This window comes from Streptodolium elevatio, from assembly GCF_040649515.1.
GTDB classification, from domain to species: Bacteria; Actinomycetota; Actinomycetes; order Streptomycetales; family Streptomycetaceae; genus Yinghuangia; species Yinghuangia elevatio.
Genome location: NZ_JBEZFP010000027.1, coordinates 40363 through 65503 on the forward strand (window position 1 = coordinate 40363; position 25141 = coordinate 65503).

General features: G+C 72.3%; 21 protein-coding genes. 18 read left to right on the forward strand and 3 right to left on the reverse strand.

What is annotated here, in order from left to right; all coding sequences use genetic code 11:
- Positions 1–11: 11 nt before the first annotated feature.
- The gene (locus tag AB0C36_RS13330) at positions 12–656 is read right to left on the reverse strand and encodes a TIGR03085 family metal-binding protein (protein ID WP_358353168.1); all 645 of its coding nucleotides are present in this window, start codon (positions 654–656) and stop codon (positions 12–14) included.
- 262 nt (positions 657–918) lie between these two features.
- Here AB0C36_RS13330 and AB0C36_RS13335 point away from each other — a divergent pair, with 262 nt between their 5' ends.
- A complete protein-coding gene (locus AB0C36_RS13335; protein WP_358353170.1) occupies positions 919–2766 on the forward strand; it encodes an ABC transporter ATP-binding protein in 1848 nt (615 codons plus the stop codon).
- Positions 2763–4583 carry an ABC transporter ATP-binding protein gene (locus AB0C36_RS13340; RefSeq protein ID WP_358353172.1) on the forward strand — a complete coding sequence of 607 codons (1821 nt, stop codon included), beginning with the start codon at positions 2763–2765 and terminating at the stop codon, positions 4581–4583. Before AB0C36_RS13335 ends, AB0C36_RS13340 begins: the two co-directional genes overlap by 4 nt.
- 101 nt (positions 4584–4684) lie before the next feature.
- Here the strand turns inward: AB0C36_RS13340 and AB0C36_RS13345 are convergent, their stop codons facing one another.
- Positions 4685–5596: a septum formation family protein gene (locus tag AB0C36_RS13345; RefSeq protein WP_358353173.1), complete on the reverse strand. Its 912-nt coding sequence runs from the start codon at positions 5594–5596 to the stop codon at positions 4685–4687.
- A 46-nt stretch (positions 5597–5642) separates the two neighbouring features.
- Positions 5643–6518: a septum formation family protein gene (locus AB0C36_RS13350; protein WP_358353175.1), complete on the reverse strand. Its 876-nt coding sequence runs from the start codon at positions 6516–6518 to the stop codon at positions 5643–5645.
- 201 nt (positions 6519–6719) lie between these two features.
- On the opposite strand from AB0C36_RS13350, the gene hisI reads away from it, so the two are divergent.
- From hisI to AB0C36_RS13425, 16 genes are all read left to right on the forward strand, one after another.
- Positions 6720–7148 (forward strand): phosphoribosyl-AMP cyclohydrolase, encoded by a 429-nt coding sequence (hisI, locus tag AB0C36_RS13355; RefSeq protein ID WP_358353176.1) that lies wholly within the window; start codon positions 6720–6722, stop codon positions 7146–7148.
- An 89-nt stretch (positions 7149–7237) separates the two neighbouring features.
- The gene (locus AB0C36_RS13360; protein WP_358353178.1) at positions 7238–8779 is read left to right on the forward strand and encodes an anthranilate synthase component I; all 1542 of its coding nucleotides are present in this window, start codon (positions 7238–7240) and stop codon (positions 8777–8779) included.
- A gap of 26 nt (positions 8780–8805) precedes the next feature.
- Positions 8806–9492 carry a TIGR02234 family membrane protein gene (locus AB0C36_RS13365; protein WP_358353179.1) on the forward strand — a complete coding sequence of 229 codons (687 nt, stop codon included), beginning with the start codon at positions 8806–8808 and terminating at the stop codon, positions 9490–9492.
- Between the two features lie 566 nt (positions 9493–10058).
- Positions 10059–10265 (forward strand): HGxxPAAW family protein, encoded by a 207-nt coding sequence (locus AB0C36_RS13370; protein WP_358353180.1) that lies wholly within the window; start codon positions 10059–10061, stop codon positions 10263–10265.
- A 213-nt stretch (positions 10266–10478) separates the two neighbouring features.
- Complete coding sequence (locus tag AB0C36_RS13375) at positions 10479–10907, forward strand: CD225/dispanin family protein (RefSeq protein WP_358353182.1); 429 nt, start codon at positions 10479–10481, stop codon at positions 10905–10907.
- A gap of 45 nt (positions 10908–10952) precedes the next feature.
- Positions 10953–11420 carry a DUF2752 domain-containing protein gene (locus AB0C36_RS13380; RefSeq protein ID WP_358353184.1) on the forward strand — a complete coding sequence of 156 codons (468 nt, stop codon included), beginning with the start codon at positions 10953–10955 and terminating at the stop codon, positions 11418–11420.
- Between the two features lie 284 nt (positions 11421–11704).
- The gene (trpC, locus tag AB0C36_RS13385) at positions 11705–12514 is read left to right on the forward strand and encodes an indole-3-glycerol phosphate synthase TrpC (RefSeq protein WP_358353186.1); all 810 of its coding nucleotides are present in this window, start codon (positions 11705–11707) and stop codon (positions 12512–12514) included.
- 19 nt (positions 12515–12533) lie between these two features.
- Positions 12534–12686, forward strand: a complete 153-nt coding sequence (trpM, locus tag AB0C36_RS43215; RefSeq protein WP_435839036.1) for a tryptophan biosynthesis modulator TrpM — start codon at positions 12534–12536, stop codon at positions 12684–12686.
- 139 nt (positions 12687–12825) lie between these two features.
- Positions 12826–14067, forward strand: a complete 1242-nt coding sequence (trpB, locus tag AB0C36_RS13390) for a tryptophan synthase subunit beta (RefSeq protein ID WP_358353188.1) — start codon at positions 12826–12828, stop codon at positions 14065–14067.
- On the forward strand, positions 14064–14864 hold the full coding sequence (trpA, locus tag AB0C36_RS13395) for a tryptophan synthase subunit alpha (protein ID WP_358353190.1): 801 nt from the start codon (positions 14064–14066) through the stop codon (positions 14862–14864). Before trpB ends, trpA begins: the two co-directional genes overlap by 4 nt.
- A gap of 202 nt (positions 14865–15066) precedes the next feature.
- Positions 15067–15612 carry a MauE/DoxX family redox-associated membrane protein gene (locus tag AB0C36_RS13400; RefSeq protein ID WP_358353192.1) on the forward strand — a complete coding sequence of 182 codons (546 nt, stop codon included), beginning with the start codon at positions 15067–15069 and terminating at the stop codon, positions 15610–15612.
- A 149-nt stretch (positions 15613–15761) separates the two neighbouring features.
- Positions 15762–16577 carry a DsbA family protein gene (locus AB0C36_RS13405; RefSeq protein ID WP_358353194.1) on the forward strand — a complete coding sequence of 272 codons (816 nt, stop codon included), beginning with the start codon at positions 15762–15764 and terminating at the stop codon, positions 16575–16577.
- 99 nt (positions 16578–16676) lie between these two features.
- Complete coding sequence (lgt, locus tag AB0C36_RS13410; protein WP_358353196.1) at positions 16677–17825, forward strand: prolipoprotein diacylglyceryl transferase; 1149 nt, start codon at positions 16677–16679, stop codon at positions 17823–17825.
- A 273-nt stretch (positions 17826–18098) separates the two neighbouring features.
- On the forward strand, positions 18099–18785 hold the full coding sequence (locus AB0C36_RS13415; RefSeq protein ID WP_358353229.1) for a VIT1/CCC1 transporter family protein: 687 nt from the start codon (positions 18099–18101) through the stop codon (positions 18783–18785).
- Between the two features lie 323 nt (positions 18786–19108).
- The gene (gene gltB / locus AB0C36_RS13420) at positions 19109–23668 is read left to right on the forward strand and encodes a glutamate synthase large subunit (RefSeq protein ID WP_358353198.1); all 4560 of its coding nucleotides are present in this window, start codon (positions 19109–19111) and stop codon (positions 23666–23668) included.
- Positions 23661–25121: a glutamate synthase subunit beta gene (locus AB0C36_RS13425; protein WP_358353200.1), complete on the forward strand. Its 1461-nt coding sequence runs from the start codon at positions 23661–23663 to the stop codon at positions 25119–25121. Before gltB ends, AB0C36_RS13425 begins: the two co-directional genes overlap by 8 nt.
- Positions 25122–25141: the final 20 nt, after the last annotated feature.

Below are 25141 nucleotides of genomic sequence, written 5' to 3' on the forward strand. Positions count from 1 at the left end.
GGGATACCCCGTCACAACCCCGTCGGGGTCTCCTCCAGCCGCCGCACCGCGTCCGCGTCGCCCTCCGCCGTGACAAGGGCCTGCCCCTTGCGGCCGTAGACGTACAGCAGCAGTTCGGCGGGCGGGCCGGCCAGCGTCACCAGCGGAGCGCCCTTGCGCACCCGCACCGGCTGCGCCTCCTCGGCCGTGTCAGTACGCCGCAGCTCGACCCCGACCGGCACCTTGCGGAGCATCAGCTTCGCGCCCGTCCGCACCCGCTTCCACAGGAACTCGGTCAGCCCCGGCTCCAGGTCGCGCGGCTTGAAGTCGGGCTGCGCGCGGCGCACGTCCTCCAGGTGGACGAAGTACTCCATCGTGTTGGCCGCCGTGTCCACGCCGGGGATGCCGAACAGCGACAGCCGCGGGGGACCGGTGCGCACAAGGTGGATCAGCTCCTCGTACGGCAGCGCCGCCTTCTTCAGGCGCACCTTGTCGGTGTACCCGGCGAGCGGCTTGAACAGGATGCCGGGGGAGGAGTCCGGGCGGCGTTCCCGCACCACGAGGTGGGCGGCGAGGTCGCGCGTGGTCCAGCCGGCGCAGAGCGTGGGGGCGTCGGGGCCGACCTGGGAGAGCAGGTCGGCGAGTGCGGCGCGTTCCGTACGGGCGTAGGAGGCCATGCGCCGCATCGTTCCGGCGCGGCGTGCCGAGGTCAAGGCACGCCCGCCGCGCGACCGCACGCGTCGTGCGCCGGAGGCGCCCCCGCATGCGCCCGAGCGCCCCCGCTCCCGGGGAATGCCCGCAGGCCCGCCACACTTGTGAACAGCAGATGAATTGACCGACGAGCAGGCATCCCGCTCCTCCGCGGCCGGCGTCACCCGACGCCGGCCACCGCCATGCGGGCCATCGGGCGCATCGCCCCCGCGCCGAAAGAGAGAACGCGTGACCGACCGCGCGAGCGAAGACACAGACGAGAAGGACGTCCTGAGACGGGGCATGCGGGTCCTCGCCGTCGCGATACGCGAGGAACCGCGCGTCTTCGCGGCGGCCGTCGGTGCGAGCGCGCTCTACGGCGCCACCACCGTCGCCTCCGCACTGGCCCTCGGCGAGGTCACCGACCGCGTCGTGGTCCCCGCCTTCCGCGACGGCGACACCACCGCCGGCGCGCTGACCGCGACCTTCCTCGTGGTCCTCGGGATCGCCCTCCTCAAGGCGCTCGGCATCGTCGGCCGCCGCCTGTGGGCCGGGATCATGCAGTACCGGCTCCAGGCGACGTACCGCCGCCGCGTGACCCGCCAGTACCTGCGTCTGCCGCTCGCCTGGCACCACCGCCACCCCACCGGCGCGCTGCTGTCGAACGCCAACGCCGACGTCGAGGCCGCCTGGTACCCCATCGCCCCGCTGCCGATGGCCACCGGCGTCGTCGTCATGCTGGTGATCGCGGCGGTCTCCATGCTGGTCACGGACTGGGCGCTGGCCCTGGTCGGGTTCGTGATCTTCCCGGCCATCTTCGTCCTCAACATCATGTTCCAGCGCCGCCAGGGCCCGCTCGCGATGCGCGCCCAGGAGCTGCGTGCCGACGTGAGCGCCATCGCGCACGAGTCCTTCGACGGCGCGCTCGTCGTCAAGACGCTCGGCCGCGAGGACGAGGAGGCGGCGCGCTTCGAGGCGACCTCGCGCGAACTCGCGGACGCGAACGTCGCGGTGGGCCGGGTACGCGCGGTGTTCGACCCGCTCCTGGAGGCACTGCCGAGCCTCGGCGTGCTGATGGTCCTGCTCGCCGGCAGCGTGCGCATCTCGCACGGCGACCTCAACCCCGGCGAACTCGTGCAGATCGCCTACCTGTTCACCCTCCTCGCCTTCCCGGTACGGGCGATCGGCTGGCTGCTCGGCGACATGCCCCGCGCGATCGTCGGCTACGACCGGGTCCGGCACGTCCTCGACGCCGAGGGCGAGTCGGTGTACGGCGACTCCGCCGCCGACAAGACCGGCCCCGCCGGCCTCCAGGCCCGCGCCGTGCGGTTCGGTTACCTCGACGGCGCCGACGTGCTCTCCGACGTCACCTTCGACGTCGAGCCCGGCCGCACCGTCGCCGTCGTCGGCCCCACCGGATCGGGCAAGTCCACGCTCGTCTCGCTCCTGGTCCGCCTGGTGGACCCGGCGAGCGGCGAGGTCCTGCTCGACGGCACCGACCTGCGCGACTTCCGGCGCGGCGGGCTGGCCTCGGCGGCGGCGCTGGTGCCGCAGCAGGCGTTCCTGTTCGACGACACCATCCGCGACAACATCACGCTGGGCCTGGACGTCTCGGACGACGACGTACACGAAGCGCTGCGCATCGCGCAGGCCGACGGGTTCGTGGACCGGCTCGGGAACGGCCTGGACACCATGGTCGGCGAGCGCGGCACGTCGCTGTCCGGGGGCCAGCGCCAGCGCATCGCCCTCGCCCGCGCCCTCGTGCGCCGGCCGCGCCTGCTGGTCATGGACGACGCCACGTCGGCGGTGGACCCGCGCGTGGAGGCCGCGATCCTCGCGGGGCTGCGCGACGGCGGGACGGGCCCGTCGACGGTCGTGGTGGTGGCGTACCGCAAGGCGACGATCGCGCTCGCCGACGAAGTGGTCTACATCGAGGACGGCAAGGTCGCGGGGCGCGGCCCGCACGCCGAACTCATCGACACGTCGGTGGGCTACCGCCGGCTGGTCAACGCGTACGAGCGTGCCGCACGCGACCGCGAGCAGGCCGCGGCGGCCGCCGCGGCGCTCGCCGACGAGGACGAGGAGGTGTCGGCATGAGCACGGCAACTGCCCCGGAGGTCAAGAACGTCGGTGTCGGCGCCGGCAAGCCGCGCGAGTCGGGCTGGGCGGTGCTGCGGCGCGGCCTCGCGCTGTCGCCCGAGTTCAAGCAGGGCATCGCGGTCACCCTCCTCCTCGCGGCGATCGCCACCGCGGGCCGCATCGTGGTGCCGCTCGCGGTGCAGCAGACGATCGACAACGGCCTGCGCGCGGACGGCGGCCCGGACCTCGCCGTGGTGCGGTGGATGGTCGCCGGCGCGGCGGTCGCGGTGATCGTGACGGCGGTGGCGTCGTACGGCATGAACGTACGCGTGTACAACGCCAGCGAGCGCGGCCTCGCCACGCTGCGCGTACGCGCCTTCCGGCACGTGCACGACCTGTCCACCCTGCACCAGCAGACCGAGCGGCGCGGCTCGCTCGTCTCCCGGGTGACCGGAGACGTCGACACCATCACCCGGTTCATCCAGCAGGGCGGCCTGATGGTCGTCATCAGCGCGGGCCAACTCCTGGTCGTCTCGGCCCTGATGCTGGCCTACTCGTGGCAGCTCACGCTGCTCGTGTGGGTGTGCTTCGCGCCGTTGTTCTTCCTGCTCAAGTCGTTCCAGAAGCGCGTCGCCGCGGCCGCCGACTCGGTACGTGTGCACGCGGGGCGCATGCTGGGTGCGATCTCCGAACCGGTCGTCGGCGCCGCGGTGGTGCGCGCGCACGGCATCGAGGACCGCACGGCGGCGCGTATCGACGAGGCGATCGACGGCCATCGCGCCGCCCAGACCCGGGCGCAGACGCTGGTCGCGCTGACCTTCCCGATGGGCGAGGTCGCGGTGGGCCTGGCCAACGCCGTGGTGGTCGTGGTGGGCGTACTCCTGGGTGTGGACGGTCAGTTGACGCTCGGCGAGCTGGTCGCGTTCCTGTTCCTGGTCACGTTGTTCGTGATGCCCGTGCAGTTCGGCGTCGAGGTGCTCAACGAGGCGCAGAACGCCCTCGCGGGGTGGCGGCGCGTCCTGGAGATCCTGGATGCCGAACCGGACATCGCCGACCCGGGGGACCGCGGGGCCGACCTGCCGCGCGGGCCGGTCGAGGTGCGGTTCGAGCATGTCGGGTACGCGTACCCGGGCGGCCCGCGCGTGCTGCACGACGTCGACGTGCGCCTCGCGCCGCGCAGCCGCGTCGCCGTCGTCGGCGAGACCGGCTCCGGCAAGACGACCTTCGCCAAGCTGCTGACCCGCATCGTCGACCCCGACGAGGGCCGTGTGCTCCTGGACGGGATCCCGCTGCCCGACGTGCGGTTCGCGTCGCTGCGGGCGCGCGTGGTCATGGTGCCGCAGGACGGGTTCCTCTTCGACGCGACCATCCGCGACAACGTGCGCTACGGGCGGCCCGACGCCGACGACGCGGCGGTGCTGGGCGCGTTCGGCGACCTCGGCCTGGGCGACTGGCTGGGCGGGCTGCCGCTCGGCCTGGACACGCCGGTCGGGCAGCGCGGCGAGTCGTTGTCCGCGGGGGAGCGCCAGCTGGTCGCGCTGGCCCGGGCGTACGTCGCCGATCCGGACCTGCTGGTGCTGGACGAGGCGACCTCGGCGGTGGACCCGGCGACCGAGGTGCGGATCCAGCGGGCGCTGGACGGCCTCACGCGCGGGCGTACCGCGGTGTTCATCGCGCACCGCATGTCGACCGCCGAATCGGCCGACGAGGTCCTGGTGTTCGACCAGGGCGTGCTGGTGGAGCGGGGCGGACACGACGAACTGGCGGGCGCGGGCGGGGTCTACAGCCGCTTGCACACCTCGTGGACCGCGCAGCAGCGGCCCGCCGGGTCCTGACGACGCCTCCCCGCCGCGGCGCTTCCGCCCGGAACGTGTGTGGGCCCGGCCGATTCGGCCGGGCCCCACAGGTTTTGCCGGTTCTGTCGATGCCGCGGCGGTCACTTCGTGAGCGGTGCGGTCAGCTGCCCGCTGCCGCGTAGTTGCACCATGCACTGCACCTCGCGGTCGCCCTCGTCCCAGCTTGCCTCGGACGGGAAGATGAAGTCCGACGTGAGGCTGGACGCGTTCGACTGCTTGGCCACGACGCCGGCGATGGCCGCGTCGCACAGGTCGCCCGCCTGACGCTCGGCCTCGTCGTCGCCGGGCCACGGGCCGTCCTGCATGAACACGTTGCGCACGTGCTCGGCGTCGTGCGGCGTGGTGCAGTCGACCTTCTTGACCTCGCCCGTCCCGGCCGGGAACGTCACGCAGTCGCCCGGCACCAGCGTGATCTTGTCGACCGTATTGTCGTCCGTGGGGTTCGGCGCGGGCGACGAAGTCGTCGGCCGGGCGGACGTCGTACGGGTGGTGGGCGTCTCGCTCGGGGTCTCGGTCGACGGGTCGTCGGAAGGGTCCTTCGAGGGACTCTTCGACGCACCTTTCGACGCGGATCCGGACGCCGACGACTTCGTCGGGGAGCCGGACGCGCCGCCCGCGGAGTCGTCCTTGTCGTCGCCGCCCAGGCTGAACACGAGGGCGATGGCGATGCCGGCCACCACGACCGCGCCCGCCACGATCCAGGCCACGATCCTGCCGCTGTTGCCTCCGCTGCCGCCCGGCGGACCGGGCGGGTAACCGGGCGGGCCGCCGAAGCCGCCCGGTCCGGAGGGGCCTTCGGGACCGCCCGGATAGCCGCCGCTCGGGCCGCCGGGGTAACCGCCGCTCGGGCCGCCGGGATAGCCCCCGCCGTACGGGCCTCCGCTCCCGTACGGTCCGGCCGCGCCACCCCCGCCGTACGGCGCTCCGCCGTAACCGCCGCCCTGCGGCGGCCCCGGGGGCCACCCGGAACCGGGGTTCTGCGGAGTACTCACGCCCCCACCTCGCTTCGTCCACTCATGGCTCGGCCGCCGTGCGGGGTCAGCCCAGCTTCTTGGTGATCTTGGCCTCGTTCACGTCCTGCACCAGGCAGGTGACCTCGCGGTCGCCGCGGTCCCAGCTCGCTTCCTGCGGATAGCTGTACTGGAGCGTGTACTTGTTCGGGTTCGGCTCCTTCGAGACCGCCGAGTTGAACGCCGACTCGCAGGCCGCCGCGACCTGGCTGCGGAGCTCCGCGTCCGTCGGGTAGGTGCTGCCGGTGAGGTTGAAGTTCTTGAGCACCTGCATGTCGTGCGGCGTCGTGCAGGAGACCTTGTCGATCTCCCCGGTGCCCCCGACATCGACGTTGATGCACTCGCCGACGCTGAGCGGAACGTCCTCGACGGTCCCCCCGTCGGTGTCCGTCGGGCTCGCCGTCGGACGGCTGCTGGTACGGGTATTCGTCGGCGTGGGCGGCCGCGAGGTCTTCGTCTCGGTCTCCGTCGGCGTCGGCGACTTCGAGGAGCTCTGCGACGTCGACGGCGCGGGCGGCGACGTCGTCGCGGCCGTCTTGTTCTTCTTGTCGTCGCCGCCCAGGAGGAACACGAGTGCGGCGATCACACCGCCGACGACCACGAGGGCACCGACGACGGTCAGGATCAGCGGTCCGCGGCCGCCGCCGGGCGGCGGGCCGGGCGGGCCCGGGTAGCCACCCGGGCCACCGGGACCCCCGGCGCCGTACCCGCCCCCGGGGTACGTCGGACCGTTGGGGTATTGCGGACCGCCGGTGGGCGGACCGCTCGGGTACTGGGGACTCCCTGGGTAGGAGCCCCCGGAGTAGCTGCCCGGGTAGGAGGGATTGTTCTGGTAACCCGGATCGGGTTGTTGTCCATAGCCGGGCGGGAAGCCTCCCTGCCCCGGCGGCGGCGGCATCGTCATGCGCAAAGCTTGCCTGATCGGGTGAACCTCCCGCACGGGTGGTTCCCTTAATCACCCCGCCGTGATAGCCCCGTGACGAGCCGGTACCGCAACGCACACCGATCCGAGACCGCCGGGCACCGCGCGGCAGCCGGGACGCCTCCCGGGTAGCGCTCGGGTAGCGCCTCGGGATCGGCCCGGCAGGTCTGCGAGAATGCCGGGATGACCGGTGCCTCCACACCCTCCGACCCGCCGTCCGAACCGTCCGGATCCGCCTCGGCCGTGCCCCCGGTGCGTCCCTCGGACCTCGACCCCGCGGTCGCGGCCCGGCTCAAGCGCGACGACAACGGCCTCGTCGCCGCGGTCGCGCAGCAGTACGACACCGGCGAAGTGCTCATGGTCGGCTGGATGGACGACGAGGCACTGCACCGCACGCTCACCACCGGCCGCTGCACCTACTGGAGCCGCAGCCGCAAGGAGTACTGGGTCAAGGGCGACACGTCGGGCCACACCCAGCGGGTCGTCTCCGCGGCGCTGGACTGCGACGGCGACGTCGTCCTGGTCAAGGTCGACCAGGCGGGCGCGGCCTGCCACACCGGCGACCGCACCTGCTTCGACGCCGGCGCGCTGCCGGTCTCGGCTCCCGCGTAGCGCACGCTTTTGCCCCTTGCCGGGGCCCAGTTCACCGCACCAGCCGCCGCACGTACGAGCGCCACCTGCGTCCCGGGAGAGCCCGCACCATGACCACCGGCACCGTCACCCCCGACCTCGACGCCTTCCGCGACCTCGCGCGGGAGCTCCGGGTCATCCCCGTAACGCGGCGCTTCCTCGCGGACGGTGACACCCCGGTGGGTCTTTACCGCAAGCTCGCCGCGGAACGACCCGGGACATTCCTCCTCGAATCCGCGGAGAACGGGCGCACCTGGTCGCGGTATTCGTTCGTCGGCGTACGCAGCGCGGCCACGCTCACCGAATCCGCCGGCGCCGCCCGCTGGCTCGGCGACCCGCCGGTCGGCATCCCGCGCGAAGGCGACCCGCTGGACGTGCTGCGCGCGACCGTCGAGGCGCTGCACACGCCGCACGACATCCCCGGCCTGCCGGACCTGCCGCCGCTGCACGGCGGCATGGTCGGCTACCTCGGCTACGACATCGTCCGGCGGCTGGAGCGGCTGCCCTCGCTGACGCGCGACGACCTGCGCGTACCCGAGCTGATGATGATGCTGGCCACCGACCTCGCGGTGCTCGACCACGCGGACGGCACGGTCCTGCTCATCGCCAACGCGATCAACTGGAACGGCCTGGAGTCGGGCGTCGACGAGGCCTACCGCGACGCGGTCGCCCGGCTCGACGCCATGACCGCCGACCTCGCCCGGCCCGCGCAGGGGACCGCGTCGTACGTCCAGGGCGGCGTGGACCCGAGATGGACCAGCCCCTGGGGCGGCGCCGAATACCGCAAGGCGGTGGACGCCGCCAAGGAGGAGATCCGCGCCGGCGAGGCCTTCCAGATCGTGCTGTCGCAGCGCTTCGAGATGCCGACCGCGGCGAGCGCGCTCGACATCTACCGGGTGCTGCGGACCAGCAACCCCAGCCCGTACATGTACCTGTTCCGCCTGCCCGGCCCCGACGGCGGCGCCGAAGGCGGCTTCGACATCGTCGGCTCCAGCCCCGAGGCGCTGGTCAAGGTCACCTCCGGACGCGCGATGCTGCACCCGATCGCCGGCACCCGCCCCCGCGGCGCGGGCCCCGAGGAGGACGCCGAACTCGCCGCCGAACTCCTCGCCGACCCCAAGGAACGCGCCGAGCACCTGATGCTCGTCGACCTCGGCCGCAACGACCTCGGCCGCGTGTGCGCGCCCGGCAGCGTCGAAGTCGTCGACTTCATGTCCGTCGAGCGCTACAGCCACGTGATGCACATCGTCTCGACGGTCGTCGGCGAACTCGACGAAGGCCGCACCGCCCTCGACGTCCTGACCGCGTGCTTCCCCGCGGGCACCCTCTCCGGCGCGCCCAAGCCGCGCGCCATGGAGATCATCGAGGAGCTCGAGCCCACCCGCCGCGGCCTGTACGGCGGCTGCGTCGGCTACGTCGACTTCGCCGGCGACCTCGACACCGCGATCGCGATCCGCACCGCGCTCATCCGGGACGGCGTCGCGTACGTCCAGGCGGGCGCGGGCGTCGTCGCCGACTCCGACCCGGTCGGCGAGGACACCGAGTGCCGCAACAAGGCGGCAGCCGTCCTGCGGGCCGTCGCCACAGCCGCGACCCTGACCCCCGCCCGATGACCGACCCTGCTCCCGAGGAGCGCGCCATGCCCCCCGCCCAACCGGCCGCAGCCCAGTCGGCCGCAGCCCAGCCGACCACCGAGCCGGCCGACGGCCCGACGGCACCCGCCCCCGAGGTCGCCGAGACCGCGGCCGACCCCGCGCGCAAGGCGGCCCGCCGCGAACTGGGCACCGCACTCCTGCTCGTCGCCGCCGGCGCCGCACTCGTCCTGTCGCTCTCCGGCCGCGTGTGGGCCGAAGGCGCCGCCGTCGCGCACGGCACCCGCTTCCCGATCGAAGCGACCGGCTCCGCCGTCACCAAGCTCCCCACCGCCCTCGCCCTCCTGGCCCTCGCCGCCGCCGTCGCCGTCCTGGCCACCCGCGGCGCCTGGCGCGTCGTCGTCGGCGCGCTCCTGGCCCTCGCCGGCGCCGGCATCGCCGCGGCGGCCGCCTCCGGCGCGAGCGACCGCTCCGCCCTCGACTCCAAGGCGGCGTCCAAGGCCGCGATCGAAGGCGTGCGTGCCGTCGACGTCACCCACACCGCGTGGCCCTGGGTGACCCTCGTCGGCGGCGTGCTGATCCTCCTCGCCGGCCTCGCCGTCATCGCCCGAGGCCGCACCTGGCCCGGCATGGGCAGCCGCTACGAGACCCCCGGCCCACGCACCCCCAAGCGCCCGACTACCTCCGCCGAAATGTGGAACGCCCTAGACCGAGGCGAAGACCCCACCCACTGACACCACCAACCCCCGCCAAGCCAGGACGCGCAAACACCCCGGCACCGCCTGCCCGCCCGGCAGCCGACGGCAACCCCCCAACGCCAGGCATCGCGATCACGCGAACCGTGTACGTCCACTCGCCGCGTCACAGACCGCGCCGCCAATAACCCGGCCCAACCCGCACCCCACCTGGCCGACGGGACTGGTAGGACACCCCCGCGCCCGGCCGATCCCGCCTCGGCGTACCGTCGCCCTGCCGTCGCTTGCCGACCCTGCGCGGGTCGTCGCCGCTCCACCCGGGGCTTTCGCGTCGCGGCCGGGGCTCGGCGGGCACTCTGTGTTGGGACCTGAGTCCGTTTCGGGAGCCTCGTCCCCTGCCGACCACCGCGCGGGTCGGTCGTCGCTTTGCCGCAGGTCTCCGCGTTGCGGCTCGTCCCTCCGTCGGCCCGCCTGTGCGGGGCCGCATCGGGGGTGGGTGGGCTCGTTGCACGTCGTGCCCGACCCCGCGTCAAAGAGGGGCCGGTGCCATGGGGACAATGGACGCCACGGGCCCGCCGCCCGTCACCACAGATCAAGGAGCAACGATGTCGCAGGGCGTTGACCACGGGAACACCCCCGCCGCCTGGACCCTTACGATCCTCGCGCTGATCGGGTCGACCATCTCGGGTGTCGCGCTGATCGCCACCAGCGCCGTCCTGTTCTGGGTCGGCATCGCCGTCGTCGCCGTCGGCTGCATCGCGGGCCAGGCCATGCGCATGGCCGGCATGGGTACCGCGACCGCGCGTCGCTGACCCGGCTCCGGGCCTCGCGCCCCGCCTTCCCGGTGTCGCAGGGGAGGCCGGGCGCGTTTTCGCGGTGGCCGGAGCCCCGCGCGGGCTGGATGTGGTCGATACTGTGGGCCTGCCGGTCGGCACTCCGCATATGGGAGCCGAGTCGGCGGGACATCCGCGCCGGGGGCCTTCGCCGCTCGGCGGCCGGGCGGGCGCGAAGGGGATCGCACGCACATGAGTCAGGGCTATCCGCCCCCGCCGCCTCCCGGCGGGCAGCCCCCCGGCTGGGGGGCGCCGCCGCCGTTCGGCGGATCCGCCCCGCTGCCGCCCACCACGCCGTACGGCTACCCGGGCCCGACGCAGCCGCCCGGATTCGGCATGCCGCCGCAGGGCCCGGTCCCCACCCCGCCGCCGGACAACTACCTGGCCTGGGCCGTCATAGCCACCGTCTTCTGCTGCTTCCTGGCCGGGATCCCCGCGCTGCTGGCCGCGACGTCGGTCAACGAGCGCTGGATGCGCGGTGACCAGGCCGGTGCGCGCGAGGCGTCGCTGCGGGCCCGCAACTGGACGATCGGTGCGGTCCTGCTCGGCATGGTCTTCTGGACGACCTGGATGGTCGGGGTCTTCGTCCTCGGGTGGAAGGACACGCTGGGCGACCTGTGAGCCGTCCTCTGCCCGCCCGGCGCCACGCCGGTGCAGGATGAGGGCGTGACCGCCGCCCCGCCGCCCGACACCGCCCCCGGATGGGGCGCGTATCCCGCCCCGCCCCCGCCGCCGCGCGGCCTCGTGCGGCGCATGGCCGGCCCGGTAGCGGTGGCCGCCGCGGTGGCCGCGGTCGGCGCGTACGTCGCGGCCGTCGACCCGAACGAGCCCGGCCACTACCCGGTCTGCCCGTTCCTGAAGTTCACCGGGGCCTACTGCCCCGGCTGCGGCGGACTGCGGTGCGCCAACGCGCTGGTCCGGCTCGACGTGCCGGAGGCGCTCGCGTACAACGCCTTCGCCGTCGCGACGGTGCCGCTGCTGGTCCTCATCTGGCTGCGCTGGACGGTCCGTTCGGCGCGCGGCCGGGTGCGCATGTCGGCGGCGGACCCCCGGCTCGTACGCCTGCTCGTCGCGGCCATCGTGGTCTTCACCGTCGTGCGCAATCTGCCCTTCGGCGCGGCACTCGCCCCCTGAGCCCCACCCTGCCCGCGGCTCCGGTACGCCCCCGGGGCACGCTCCCGCGCCGCACATCTGCTCCGGATTGCCCGCCTTGTGGACCTGCGGGACGTGGGTTCCGTGCGACGCCGTATGCTGCCCCCACCTCTTCGAAGGTACGCGGGAAGCCGAGCCCTTCGGCAGGCCGATACCATCGAAGGGCCGGGAACGATCGGACACCGCCACGCGTTGTCCGCCGCCCGGCCCGGGGCGACCCGGTCGGACCACTCCAGTCCGTCACCTGTGACGAGGGGAAGCAAAGCGTGAGCGTGCTCGACGAGATCATCGACGGTGTGAGCGCCGACCTCGCCGAGCGACAGGCCCGCGTATCCCTTGATGAAATCAAGGACCTGGCGGCGGCGGCACCTCCCGCCAAGGACGCGCTCGGCGCCCTGCGCGCCGGCGGCGTCGCGGTCATCGCGGAGGTCAAGCGGTCCAGCCCGTCCAAGGGCGCACTCGCCGCCATCGCCGACCCGGCCGGCCTGGCCGCCGACTACGAGTCGGGCGGCGCGGCCGTCATCAGCGTCCTGACCGAGCAGCGCCGCTTCGGCGGCTCGCTCGACGACCTCGACGCGGTCCGCGCCCGCGTCGACATCCCGGTGCTGCGCAAGGACTTCATCGTCACCAGCTACCAGCTCTGGGAAGCCCGCGCGCACGGCGCCGACCTGGCGCTCCTGATCGTCGCCGCGCTCGACCAGAACGCCCTGGTCTCCCTCATCGAGCGGGCCAAGTCCATCGGCCTGACGCCGCTGGTCGAGGTGCACGACGAGGAGGAGACCGAGCGCGCACTCGAGGCCGGCGCCCAGATCATCGGCGTCAACGCGCGCAACCTCAAGACCCTCGAGGTCGACCGCGCCAATTTCGCGCGGATCGCCCCGATGATCCCGGACACCGTCGTGCGCATCGCCGAGTCCGGCGTCCGCGGCCCGCACGACCTGATCGCGTACGCCAACTCCGGCGCCGACGCGGTTCTGGTCGGCGAGTCCCTGGTCACCGGCCGCGACCCGCGCAGCAGCGTCGCCGACCTCGTCGCCGCCGGCGCGCACCCCGCGCTGCGCCACGGACGCGGCTGAACCGAAGGACGCTGCCACCATGAACTGCCGTGACCTCGCCGGGCGCCTCGCCCGCGGCGCGAAGCCGCGCGGGTGCCGCGCGCCCGCGCGCCGCGTGCTCGGCCGGCGGGTCCGGTTCGTGATCGGCTGCGAGCCCGGCCAGGTCCAGGGGAGGCGATGGCGTCACCGCTGACCCCGTCAGCAGTGCCGTCCACCGCGGCCGTCACCCGTACCGGTGACCGCCCCGCCCCCCGACCGCGCGCCGCACACCACCCGGGTGCGCCGAGTGTCGGGCGGCGTCCGAGCCATCCCTCCCCAAGAGGATCACCACCATGTCTACCGAGACGTCCCACGAGACCGCACAGCCGGACCCGTCCGGCCACTTCGGCGTGTTCGGCGGCCGCTTCCTGCCCGAGGCGCTGATCGCCGCACTCGACCAGCTCACCGCCGCGTACGAGAAGGCCAAGACCGACCCGGAGTTCCAGGCCGAGTTCACCGGCCTCCTCAAGGACTACGCCGGGCGCCCGAGCATCATCACCGAGGCCCCGCGCTTCGCCGAGCACGCCGGCGGCGCCCGCATCATCCTCAAGCGCGAGGACCTCAACCACACCGGCTCCCACAAGATCAACAACGTGCTGGGGCAGGCCCTGCTCACCAAGCGCATGGGCAAGACGCGCGTCATCGCCGAGACCGGCGCCGGCCAGCACGGCGTCGCGACCGCCACCGCGTGCGCGCTCCTCGGCCTGGAATGCGTCGTCTACATGGGCGAGGCCGACACCCAGCGCCAAGCCCTCAACGTGGCCCGCATGCGCGTGCTCGGCGCCGAGGTCATCCCCGTGACGATCGGGTCCCGCACCCTCAAGGACGCCATCAACGAGGCGCTCCGCGACTGGGTCACCAACGTCGACACGACGCACTACCTGCTCGGCACCGCCGCCGGCGCGCACCCGTTCCCCGCGATGGTCCGCGACTTCGTGCGCATCGTCGGCGTCGAGGCCCGGCAGCAGGTCCTCGACCTCACCGGCAAGCTCCCCGACGCGGTGGCCGCGTGCGTCGGCGGCGGCTCCAACGCGATCGGCATCTTCCACCCCTTCATCGCCGACGAAGGCGTACGCCTGTACGGCTTCGAGGCGGGCGGCGAAGGCGTCGAGACCGGCCGCCACGCGGCGTCCATCACCGGCGGCGCCATCGGCGTGCTGCACGGTGCCCGCACATACCTGCTCCAGGACGAGTACGGCCAGACCGTCGAGAGCCACTCCATCTCCGCCGGCCTCGACTACCCCGCCGTCGGCCCCGAACACGCGTGGCTGCACGACACCGGCCGCGCCGAGTACCGCCCGGTCAACGACGACGCGGCCATGGCAGCCTTCCGCCTGCTGTGCCGCACCGAGGGCATCATCCCGGCCATCGAGTCGGCCCACGCGCTCGCGGGCGCCATCGAGATCGGCAAGGAACTCGGCCCGGACGCGACCATCCTGGTCAGCCTGTCCGGGCGCGGCGACAAGGACATGCACACCGCCGCGCGCTACTTCGACCTGTTCGACGCCGGTGTCCGCGAGGAGGACCAGCAGTGACCCGCCTTACCGAAGTCCTGGCCGCGGCCCGGGCGGAGAACCGCGCCGCACTCGTCGGCTACCTGCCCGCCGGATACCCGAGCGCCGAGGGCTCGGCCGAGGCCGCCCGCGCGATGGTCGACGGCGGCTGCGACGTCATCGAGATCGGCCTGCCCTACAGCGACCCGCAGATGGACGGCCCGGTCATCCAGCGCGCCGTCGAGCACGCGCTCGCGAACGGCGTCAACACCCACCACGTCATCGACAACGCGCGCGCCGTCGCCGAGACCGGGGCCGCGGCCCTGGTCATGACGTACTGGAACCCCGTCGAGCGGTACGGCGTCGACCGCTTCGCCGAGGAACTGGCCGCCGCCGGGGGAGCCGGGGTCATCACCCCCGACCTCATCCCCGACGAGGCCGCCGACTGGATCGCCGCCACCGACAAGCACGGGCTCGACCGGATCTTCCTGGTCGCCCCGTCGTCCACCGACGCGCGCCTCAAGCTCACCACCGACGTGTGCGGCGGCTTCGTCTACGCGGCGTCCACGATGGGCATCACCGGCACCCGAACCAGCGTCGGCAACCGCGCCGCCGAACTGGTCGCGCGCACCCGCGAGGTCACCGAACTGCCGATCTGCGTCGGCCTCGGCGTCTCGAACGCGGCCCAGGCCGCCGAGATCGCGGCGTACGCGGACGGTGTGATCGTCGGCTCCGCCTTCGTCCGCGCGCTCCTGGACGCCCCGACCCCCGAAGCCGGGGTCGAGGCGGTCCGCGCGCTCGCCGCGGAGCTCGCGGAGGGTGTGCGGGCCGGGCGCTGACCGACGTCGGCGGTCCCGGAATCCGGACTGCGGAAATTTGGACATAGCCATCTAGATGGCATCATGGCGGGCGACTGTTGCTTTCGAGTGATAGCCGCCCGTCGCCGTTTGACCTCAACGAGTTACTCCGAACGAGGAACCTCGGGCCCTCCAAAACGGTTAAACAAGGGCACCCCACCCATCCGTGATGGAGGTCAGACCCATGAACGCGGCCGTCGCCGTGGACCGCCCCACCCGCGGTCCCTCAAGCCTCAGGCGCGCCTTCCCGTGGATCGGCGTCGCCGCCCGCCTCGGCCTGGCCGTCGTTTGGGCGTGGGCCGGCTGGGAGAAGGCCGTCAACCCCGCACAGGCCGCCCAGGCGGTCCGGGCCTTCGACGTGCTCCCCGAGAGCCTCGTCGAGCCGATCGGGTACGCCCTGCCCTACCTGGAACTGGGCCTCGCCGCCCTCCTGGTCATCGGCCTCGGCACCCGCATCGTCGCGGGCATCTCAGCGGTCCTGCTGCTGGTGTTCATCGCCGGCATCGCCCAGGCGTGGGCCCGCGGCCTGGCCATCGACTGCGGCTGCTTCGGCGGCGGCGGACCGATCGCGCCCGACCAGACCAAGTACCTCCAGGAGATCCTGCGCGACCTGGCCTTCATGGTCCCGGCCGTGTGGCTCCTGCTGTTCCCGCGCACGCGCCTCTCGGCGGACTCGTGGCTGGCCATAGACGACCCGGCCGACGACGACACCGACACCGACGAGGACTGACCCGGCACCCGGGGTCCCGCCGAATCCGCGGGAACTCCCCGGCACCCGCGTCCGACCAACTGGACAAGGGACCCGCCGGCCCATCGACCGCCCGACATTTCATGCCTAAGACCGAGATCCGACCGACAGATAGACGGTGACCTGAGGACATGAGCAAGAAGAACGACGACGGCAAGCGCACCGCCCGCGAGCGTATGCAGGCGGAGCGGGCCCGCCAGCAACAGGCGGACAAGCGCAAGCGTGCCCTCATCATCGGCGGGTCGGTCGTCGCGGTCCTCGCCGTCGCGGCGGGCATCGGGATCATCGTCGGCAACAACAAGTCGGACAAGAACGAGTCCAACTGGGCCTCGGTCGCGGACCAGCCGCTCAAGCAGCCCGCGGGCGTCACCGGCACCGTCGTGCCGTACGGCAGCAACCCCAACGCCCCGGTCCTCACCATCTACGAGGACTTCCGCTGCCCGATCTGCGAGCAGGTCGAGACCAAGCTCGGCGCGACCATCCAGCAGCTCGCCGACGCCGGGACCATCCGCCTGGAGTTCCACATCGCGTCGTTCCTGGACCGCAACCTCGGCGGCAACGGGTCCAAGTACGCGGCCAACGCGGCCGCGTGCGCGCAGGACGCCGGCAAGTTCAAGGCGTACCACGACGTCCTGTACGCGAACCAGCCCGACGAGAGCAGCGACAAGTTCGGCAAGAACTCCTACCTGCTCGACCTCGCGAGCAAGGTGGACGGCCTGCGCAGCCCGGCGTTCGACCAGTGCGTCAACGACCTCGCGTACGCGCCCTGGGTGAAGCAGTCCCAGGAGGACTTCAACAACGCCAAGGTCGGGACCGAACAGGTCACCGGTACGCCCACGCTGGCCATGAACAACCAGAAGCTGAAGTACACCGAGGGCAACGCGATCATGAGCCCGGAGGCGTTCAAGGCGCAGATCGAGCAGATCATCGCCACGATGCCGAAGTAGCCGCGACCCCGGCCGCCCGCGCCGCGGCCCCGCGCATCCGTGTTCACAAGGGCACAGGTGCAGCCGTGGCGCGGGCGGCAGGGTAGCGTCATCCCTGCCATGGATCTCGCATACATTCCCAGCCCGTCCAAGGGCGTCGTCGACCTCGGCCCGCTGCCGCTGCGCGGGTACGCGCTCTGCATCATCCTCGGCGTGATCCTGGCCATCTGGCTCGGTGAACGCCGCTGGATCGCCCGCGGCGGCCGGCCCGGCACCGTGATGGACATCGCGGTGTGGATGGTGCCGTTCGGCCTCATCGGCGGCCGCATCTACCACGTGATCACCACACCCGGGCCGTACTTCGGTTCGGACGGCGACCCGATGCAGGCGTTCGCCATCTGGAAGGGCGGCCTGGGCATCTGGGGCGCCATCTTCCTCGGCGGCGTCGGCGCGTGGATCGGCTGCCGCCGCCGGGGCATCCCGCTGCCGGCCCTGGCCGACGCGCTCGCCCCCGGCATCGTGCTCGCGCAGGCGGTCGGCCGCTGGGGCAACTGGTTCAACCAGGAGCTGTACGGCAAGGCCACCGACGTCCCGTGGGCGCTGAAGATCGACGCCGACCACAGCCCGGACGGCGTCGCGGGCACGTACCACCCGACGTTCCTGTACGAGTTCTTGTGGTGCATTGGCGTCGCGCTTCTGGTGCTCTGGGCGGACCGCCGCTTCACGCTGGGCCACGGCCGCGCGTTCGCCCTGTACGTCGCCGGCTACACGGTCGGCCGGTTCTGGATCGAGTACATGCGCATCGACGAGGCGGAGCACGTCCTCGGCATGCGGCTCAACAACTGGACGTCGATCCTGGTCTTCGCGGGCGCCGTCGCGTACATGGTCATCTCGGCCCGCAAGCACCCCGGCCGCGAGGACCCCGCGACCCTCAAGGGCACCCGGCCCTTCGACGACGACAGCGACTCCGAGGCCGCCGAGCCCGACGAGGACTCCTCGAAGGTCGACTTCACCAAGGCGGACTCTGCCAAGGCGGACTCTGCCAACGCCGACTCCTCCAAGGCCGACATCTCCAAGAGCGACTCGTCCAAGGCCGAATCGCCCACGGCCGACTCCTTCAAAGCCGCCGACGAGGACGACTCCCCCCGGGACGACTCCTCCGACCCCGCCGACGGCGAGACGTCCGGCACACCCGAGGAAGACACCTCCGCGAACGGGGAAGAAGCCGCCGCCGGGAAGCGTTCCAAGGACGGCTCGAAGCGTTCCTGAGCCACCCGGTCGACCCTCTGACCTGCGGGTTTGGTCAGCCTTGCCTTGCTGGTGGGGCCCGTGTGCCACGCGGTAGCTTCGAGGGGACGGAACCCCTGAGGAGGGCCTGACGTGAGCAGCATCGGCGAGATAGGCGAGGTCGAGGCGGCCGCTCCTACCCCGAAGGCGCACGCCGCACGGACCGGCTCCGCGCCCGAGGAAGCCAAGGCCACGGCGGCCAAGACCACGGCCGCACAGGCACCCGGCGCCGCCAAGGCCGCCGACGAACCGGAGATCGACCACAGCCACCGCGACATCGCGGGCGGCTGGCTGCGCCCCGCGGTATTCGGCGCGATGGACGGCCTGGTCTCAAACTTCGCGCTGATCGCCGGCGTGGCGGGCAGCAACGCGTCCGCCAGGACCATCGCCATCACCGGCCTCGCGGGCCTGGCCGGCGGCGCCTTCTCGATGGCGGCGGGGGAGTACACCTCGGTCGCCTCGCAGGCCGAACTGGCCCAGGCCGAGGTCGAGGTCGAACGGCGCGAGCTGGTCCGCGCGCCGGAGGCCGAACTGCGCGAGCTGGCCGAGCTGTACATCGCCCGCGGGCTCGACGAGGAACTCGCGTACGAGGTGGCCACCCAGCTCTCCCGCGACCCGGACCAGGCCCTCGAGATACACGCCCGCGAGGAGCTCGGCGTCGACCCGCACGACCTGCCGTCGCCCTGGCTGGCCGCCGGATCGTCGTTCTTGGCCTTCGCGATCGGCGCGGTGCTGCCGCTCCTGCCCTACCTGCTGGGCGCCGTCGAGCTGTGGCCCGCGCTCGTCCTGACGATGGTCGGCCTCTTCGCCGCCGGCGCGGTCGTCTCCCGCGTCACAGGACGCCCGTGGTGGTTCGGCGGATCCCGCCAACTGCTGCTCGGCGGCGCGGCCGGCGGCCTGACCTACCTCCTGGGGATGGCAATCGGCCACGGCATCGGCTGACAATCAGCTGACAGCGCGTGAAGGGTCCGAAACGCACACGACATCAAAGTGCGTGCGCACAAGGCATGCACAAAACGATCACCTTGCGTACGTCTGTTCGACCGTTTCGGTGACAGGGTGGCCGGGAATGAGCCCAGCGCGCGGAGGCGGCAGTGGCGACGGGCCGGACACAGCCCCCGGTTTTTCCGACAGTGTCCGGATGACGAGACAAAGGTGTCTTGTGTTCCGGATGCCACAACTGATCGTGTAACCTGCACGAAATCGCAGAGGGCCAACGTCGTCCCTGTTGCGCACCACACGCCACGACGACGACGGGAGCGCCGATGCCTCCTGCTGCATCCACTCAGGGCCCCCTTTTTTCCGCGGTTCCCGCTGCCCAGGGCCTGTACGACCCCCGCAACGAGCACGACGCCTGCGGTGTCGGTTTCGTCGCCACGCTCACCGGTGAGCCGAGCCACGACATCGTCCAGCAGGCCCTGACCGTGCTGCGCAACATGGAGCACCGCGGCGCCACCGGCGCCGAGCCGGACACCGGCGACGGCGCGGGCATCCTCACCCAGGTCCCGGACGAGTTCTTCCGCTCCGTGGTCGGCTTCGACCTCCCCGCCGCCGGCGCCTACGCCGCGGGCATGGCGTTCCTCCCCGACGACGACGTGCACGCGGGCCGGGCCAAGTCCTCCATCGAGCGCATCGCCGCCGAGGAAGGCCTCAAGGTCCTGGGCTGGCGCGACGTGCCGACCACCCCCGAGCTGGTCGGCGCCACCGCCCGCGCCACCATGCCGCGCTTCGCGCAGATCTTCGTCGCCGACGCCACCGGCGAACGCGACGGCATCGCCCTGGACCGCCTCGCCTTCTGCCTGCGCAAGCGGGCCGAACGCGAAGTCGAGGTCTACTTCGCCTCGCTGTCCGCGCGCACCCTCATCTACAAGGGCATGCTGACGACCGGTCAGCTGGAGCCGTTCTTCCCGGACCTCTCCGACCGGCGCTTCACCTCCGCCGTCGGCCTGATCCACTCGCGGTTCTCCACCAACACCTTCCCGGCGTGGCCCCTCGCCCACCCGTACCGCTTCATCGCCCACAACGGCGAGATCAACACGGTCATGGGCAACCGCAACTGGATGGCCGCCCGCGAGTCCATGCTCGAGACCGACCTCATCCCCGGCGACCTGTCGCGGCTGTACCCGATCTGCACCCCGGGCGCATCCGACTCGGCGTCCTTCGACGAGGTCCTCGAACTGCTGCACCTCGGCGGCCGCACGCTGCCCCACGCGGTCCTCATGATGATCCCGGAGGCGTGGGAGAACCACACCTCCATGGACGAGGCCCGCCGCGCCTTCTACCGCTTCCACGGCACCGTCATGGAGCCCTGGGACGGCCCCGCGTGCGTCACCTTCACCGACGGCACCCAGATCGGCGCCGTGCTGGACCGCAACGGCCTGCGCCCGTCCCGGTACTGGGTCACCGACGACGGCCTCGTCGTGCTCTCCTCCGAGGTCGGCGTCCTCGACATCGACCCCGCCAAGGTGGTCCGCAAGGGCCGCCTCCAGCCCGGCCGCATGTTCCTCGTCGACACCGCGACGCACCGCATCGTCGAGGACGACGAGATCAAGTCCGCGCTGGCCGCCGAACACCCGTACGCCGACTGGCTGCACGCGGGCCTCATCAACCTCGAGGACCTGCCCGAGCGCGAGCACGTCGTACACACGCACGCCTCCGTCTCGCGCCGCCAGCAGACCTTCGGGTACACCGAGGAAGAACTCCGCGTCATCCTCGCCCCGATGGCCCGCACCGGCGGCGAACCGCTCGGCTCCATGGGCACCGACAGCCCCATCGCCGCGCTCTCCGAGAAGCCGCGCCTGCTGTTCGACTACTTTGTGCAGTTGTTCGCCCAGGTCACCAACCCGCCGCTGGACGCCATCCGCGAGGAACTGGTCACCTCCCTCGGCAGCTTCGTCGGCCCCGAGGCAAACCTGCTCGACCCCACCCCGGCCGCGTGCCGCAACGTCGTGCTGCCCTTCCCGGTCATCGACAACGACGAGCTCGCCAAGCTCATCCACATCAACGCCGACGGCGACATGCCCGGCCTCAAGGCCGCCACCATCTCCGGCCTCTACCAGGTCGACGGAGGCGGCGAGGCCCTGCGCCGCCGCCTGGAGGAGATCCGCACCGAGGCGACCACCGCCATAGCGGACGGCGCCCGCATCATCGTGCTGTCCGACCGCCACTCGGACGCCGAGAACGCGCCCATCCCCTCGCTGCTGCTCACCAGCGCCGTGCACCACCACCTGATCCGCACCAAGACCCGCACCCAGGTCGGCCTCATCGTCGAGGCCGGCGACGTGCGCGAGGTGCACCACGTGGCGCTGCTCATCGGCTACGGCGCCGCCGCGGTCAACCCCTACCTCGCCATGGAGACCGTCGAGGACCTCGTCCGCGAAGGCGTGTTCCTCAAGGACATCGAGGCCGAGCAGGCGATCCGCAACCTCATCAAGGCGCTCGGCAAGGGCGTCCTGAAGGTCATGTCCAAGATGGGCATCTCCACCGTGTCGTCGTACCGCGGCGCCCAGGTCTTCGAGGCCATCGGCCTCGCCGACGGCGTCGTCGCCGAGTACTTCACCGGCACCACCAGCAAGCTCGGCGGCGTCGACGTCGAGGTGCTCGCCCGCGAGGTCGCCGAGCGGCACGCCAAGGCGTACCCGCCCAGCGGCATCGCCCCCTCGCACCGCCGCCTGGAGATCGGCGGCGAGTACCAGTGGCGCCGCGAGGGCGAGCCCCACCTGTTCGACCCGGAGACCGTCTTCCGCCTCCAGCACTCCACCCGCGAGCGCCGGTACGACATTTTCAAGAAGTACACGTCCCGCGTCGACGAGCAGTCCGAGCGCCTCATGACGCTGCGCGGCCTGTTCCGCTTCAAGGACGGCGGGCGCGCCCCGATCTCCGTCGACGAGGTCGAGCCCGTCTCCGAGATCGTCAAGCGGTTCTCCACCGGCGCCATGTCGTACGGCTCCATCTCCATGGAGGCGCACCAGACCCTCGCCATCGCGATGAACCGCCTCGGCGGCAAGTCCAACACCGGCGAAGGCGGCGAGGACGCCGAGCGCCTGTACGACCCCGAGCGCCGCTCGGCGATCAAGCAGGTCGCCTCCGGCCGCTTCGGCGTCACCTCCGAGTACCTCGTCAACGCCGACGACATCCAGATCAAGATGGCCCAGGGCGCCAAGCCCGGCGAGGGCGGCCAGCTGCCCGGCCACAAGGTCTACCCGTGGGTCGCCAAGACCCGGCACTCCACCCCCGGCGTCGGCCTCATCTCGCCCCCGCCGCACCACGACATCTACTCCATCGAGGACCTCGCCCAGCTCATCCACGACCTGAAGAACGCCAACCCGCAGGCGCGCATCCACGTGAAGCTCGTCGCCGAGGTCGGCGTCGGAACGGTCGCGGCCGGCGTCAGCAAGGCCCACGCGGACGTCGTCCTCATCTCCGGCCACGACGGCGGCACCGGCGCCTCGCCGCTGACCTCCCTCAAGCACGCCGGCGGCCCCTGGGAGCTCGGCCTCGCCGAGACCCAGCAGACGCTGCTCCTCAACGGCCTGCGCGACCGCATCGTCGTCCAGACCGACGGCCAGCTCAAGACCGGCCGCGACGTCGTCATCGCCGCCCTCCTGGGCGCCGAGGAGTACGGCTTCGCCACCGCACCGCTCGTCGTGTCCGGCTGCATCATGATGCGCGTCTGCCACCTCGACACCTGCCCGGTCGGCGTCGCCACCCAGAACCCCGAACTGCGCTCGCGGTTCTCCGGCAAGGCCGAATACGTCGTCAACTTCTTCGAGTTCATCGCCGAGGAAGTCCGCGAACACCTCGCGGCCCTGGGCCTCCGCAGCCTGGACGAGGCGATCGGCCACGCCGAACTCCTCGACACCACCGCCGCCGTCGACCACTGGAAGGCCGCCGGCCTCGACCTGGCGCCGCTCTTCCACGTGCCCGCCCTGCCCGAGGGCGCCGCACTCACCTGCACCACCGCACAGGACCACGGCCTCACCAAGGCACTCGACAACCAGCTCATCGCACTGGCCGCCGACGCCCTGGAGAAGGCCGAGCCGGTCCGCATCCAGCTCCCCGTGCAGAACATCAACCGCACGGTCGGCACGATGCTCGGCCACGAGGTCACCAAGCGGTACCGCGGCGACGGCCTCCCCGACGACACCATCGACATCACCCTGACCGGTTCCGCGGGCCAGTCGTTCGGCGCCTTCGTCCCGCGCGGCATCACGCTGCGCCTCGAAGGCGACGGCAACGACTACGTCGGCAAGGGCCTGTCCGGCGGCCGCATCATCGTGCGGCCCGCCCGCACCGCGCCGTTCGCCGCCGAGGACAACGTCATCGCCGGCAACACCATCGCGTACGGCGCGACCGGCGGCGAGATCCTGCTGCGCGGCCGGGTCGGCGAGCGCTTCTGCGTCCGCAACTCCGGCGCCACCGTCGTCGCGGAAGGCGTGGGCGACCACGGCTGCGAGTACATGACCGGCGGCCGCGCCGTCGTGCTCGGCCCCACCGGCCGCAACTTCGCGGCCGGCATGTCCGGCGGCGTCGCGTACCTCCTCGACCTCGACCCGGCCAACGTCAACACCGAGCTGGCCGGCATCGAGACCCCCTCCGAGGCCGACCTCCTGGAGCTGCACGGCGTTGTGCGGCGCCATTTCGAGGAGACGGGCTCCGCGGTCGCGGAATCCCTCCTCGCCGACTGGGACACCGCGTCCCGGCGCTTCGGCAAGATCATGCCGAGGGACTACAAGGCAGTGCTCGCCGCCAAGGACGCCGCCGAGCAGGCCGGACTCACGGAGTCCGAGACCGTCCAGAAGATGATGGAGGCGGCACATGGCTGACCCGAAGGGATTCCTCACCACCCCCCAGCAGCACGGCACGCGCCGTCCCGTCGACGTGCGCATCCGGGACTGGAAGGAGGTGTACGAGGAGCGCACCCTGCTCCCCATCATCACCAAGCAGGCCGGACGCTGCATGGACTGCGGCATCCCCTTCTGCCACAACGGCTGCCCGCTCGGGAACCTCATCCCCGAGTGGAACGACCTGGTCTGGCGCGAGGACTGGGAGGGCGCCGCCGAGCGCCTGCACGCCACCAACAACTTCCCCGAGTTCACCGGGCGCCTGTGCCCGGCACCCTGCGAAGCCGCGTGCGTGCTCGGCATCAACCAGCCGGCCGTCACCATCAAGAACGTCGAGGTGTCGATCATCGACCGGGCCTGGGACGACGGCAACGTCGCCGCCCAGCCGCCCGAGCGCCTCTCCGGCAAGACCGTCGCCGTCATCGGCTCCGGCCCCGCCGGCCTGGCCGCCGCCCAGCAGCTCACCCGGGCCGGCCACACCGTCGCGGTCTACGAGCGCGCCGACCGCATCGGCGGCCTGCTGCGCTACGGCATCCCCGAGTTCAAGATGGAGAAGCGCCACATCAACCGCCGCATCGAGCAGATGCGCGCGGAGGGCACCAAGTTCTACACCGGCATGCAGATCGGTACCGACGTCGACGCCGGCAAGCTGCGTCGCCGGTACGACGCGGTCGTGATCGCCGCCGGGGCCACCGCCTGGCGCGAACTGCCCGCCCCCGGGCGCGAGCTGGGCGGCATCCACCAGGCGATGGAGTACCTCCCGTACGCCAACAAGGTGCAGGAGGGCGACCTCGTCGCCTCGCCCATCGACGTGGCCGGCAAGCACGTCGTCATCATCGGTGGCGGCGACACCGGTGCGGACTGCCTCGGCACCGCGCATCGCCAGGGGGCGGCCTCGGTCACCCAGCTGGAGATCATGCCGCGCCCGCCGGAGGAGCGCCCGGCCTCGCAGCCGTGGCCGACGTACCCGATGACCTACCGCGTCGCGAGCGCCCACGAGGAGGGCGGCGAGCGCGTCTACGCCGTCAACACCCAGGAGTTCGTGGGCGGCGAGGACGGCCGGGTCAAGGCACTGCGGCTGGTCGAGGTGACCATGGTCGACGGCCGGTTCCAGCCGGTCGAGGGCTCCGAGCGCGAGATCCCCGCGGACTACGTGTTCCTGGCGATGGGCTTCACCGGCACCGACCGGGCCAACGGCCTGATCGAGCAGATGGGCCTGGCGATGGACGAGCGCGGCAACATCGCGCGGGACGGCGCGTACGCGACCAACGTCGACGGCGTCTTCGTGGCCGGCGACGCCGGGCGCGGCCAGTCCCTCATCGTCTGGGCCATCGCCGAAGGCCGCTCCTGCGCGGCCGAGGTCGACCAGTGGCTCACCGGCGGCACCAACCTGCCGCGGCCCATCAAGCCGACCGACCGCCAGCTCCTGGTCTGACGGCCCCGCGCCCGACGGCT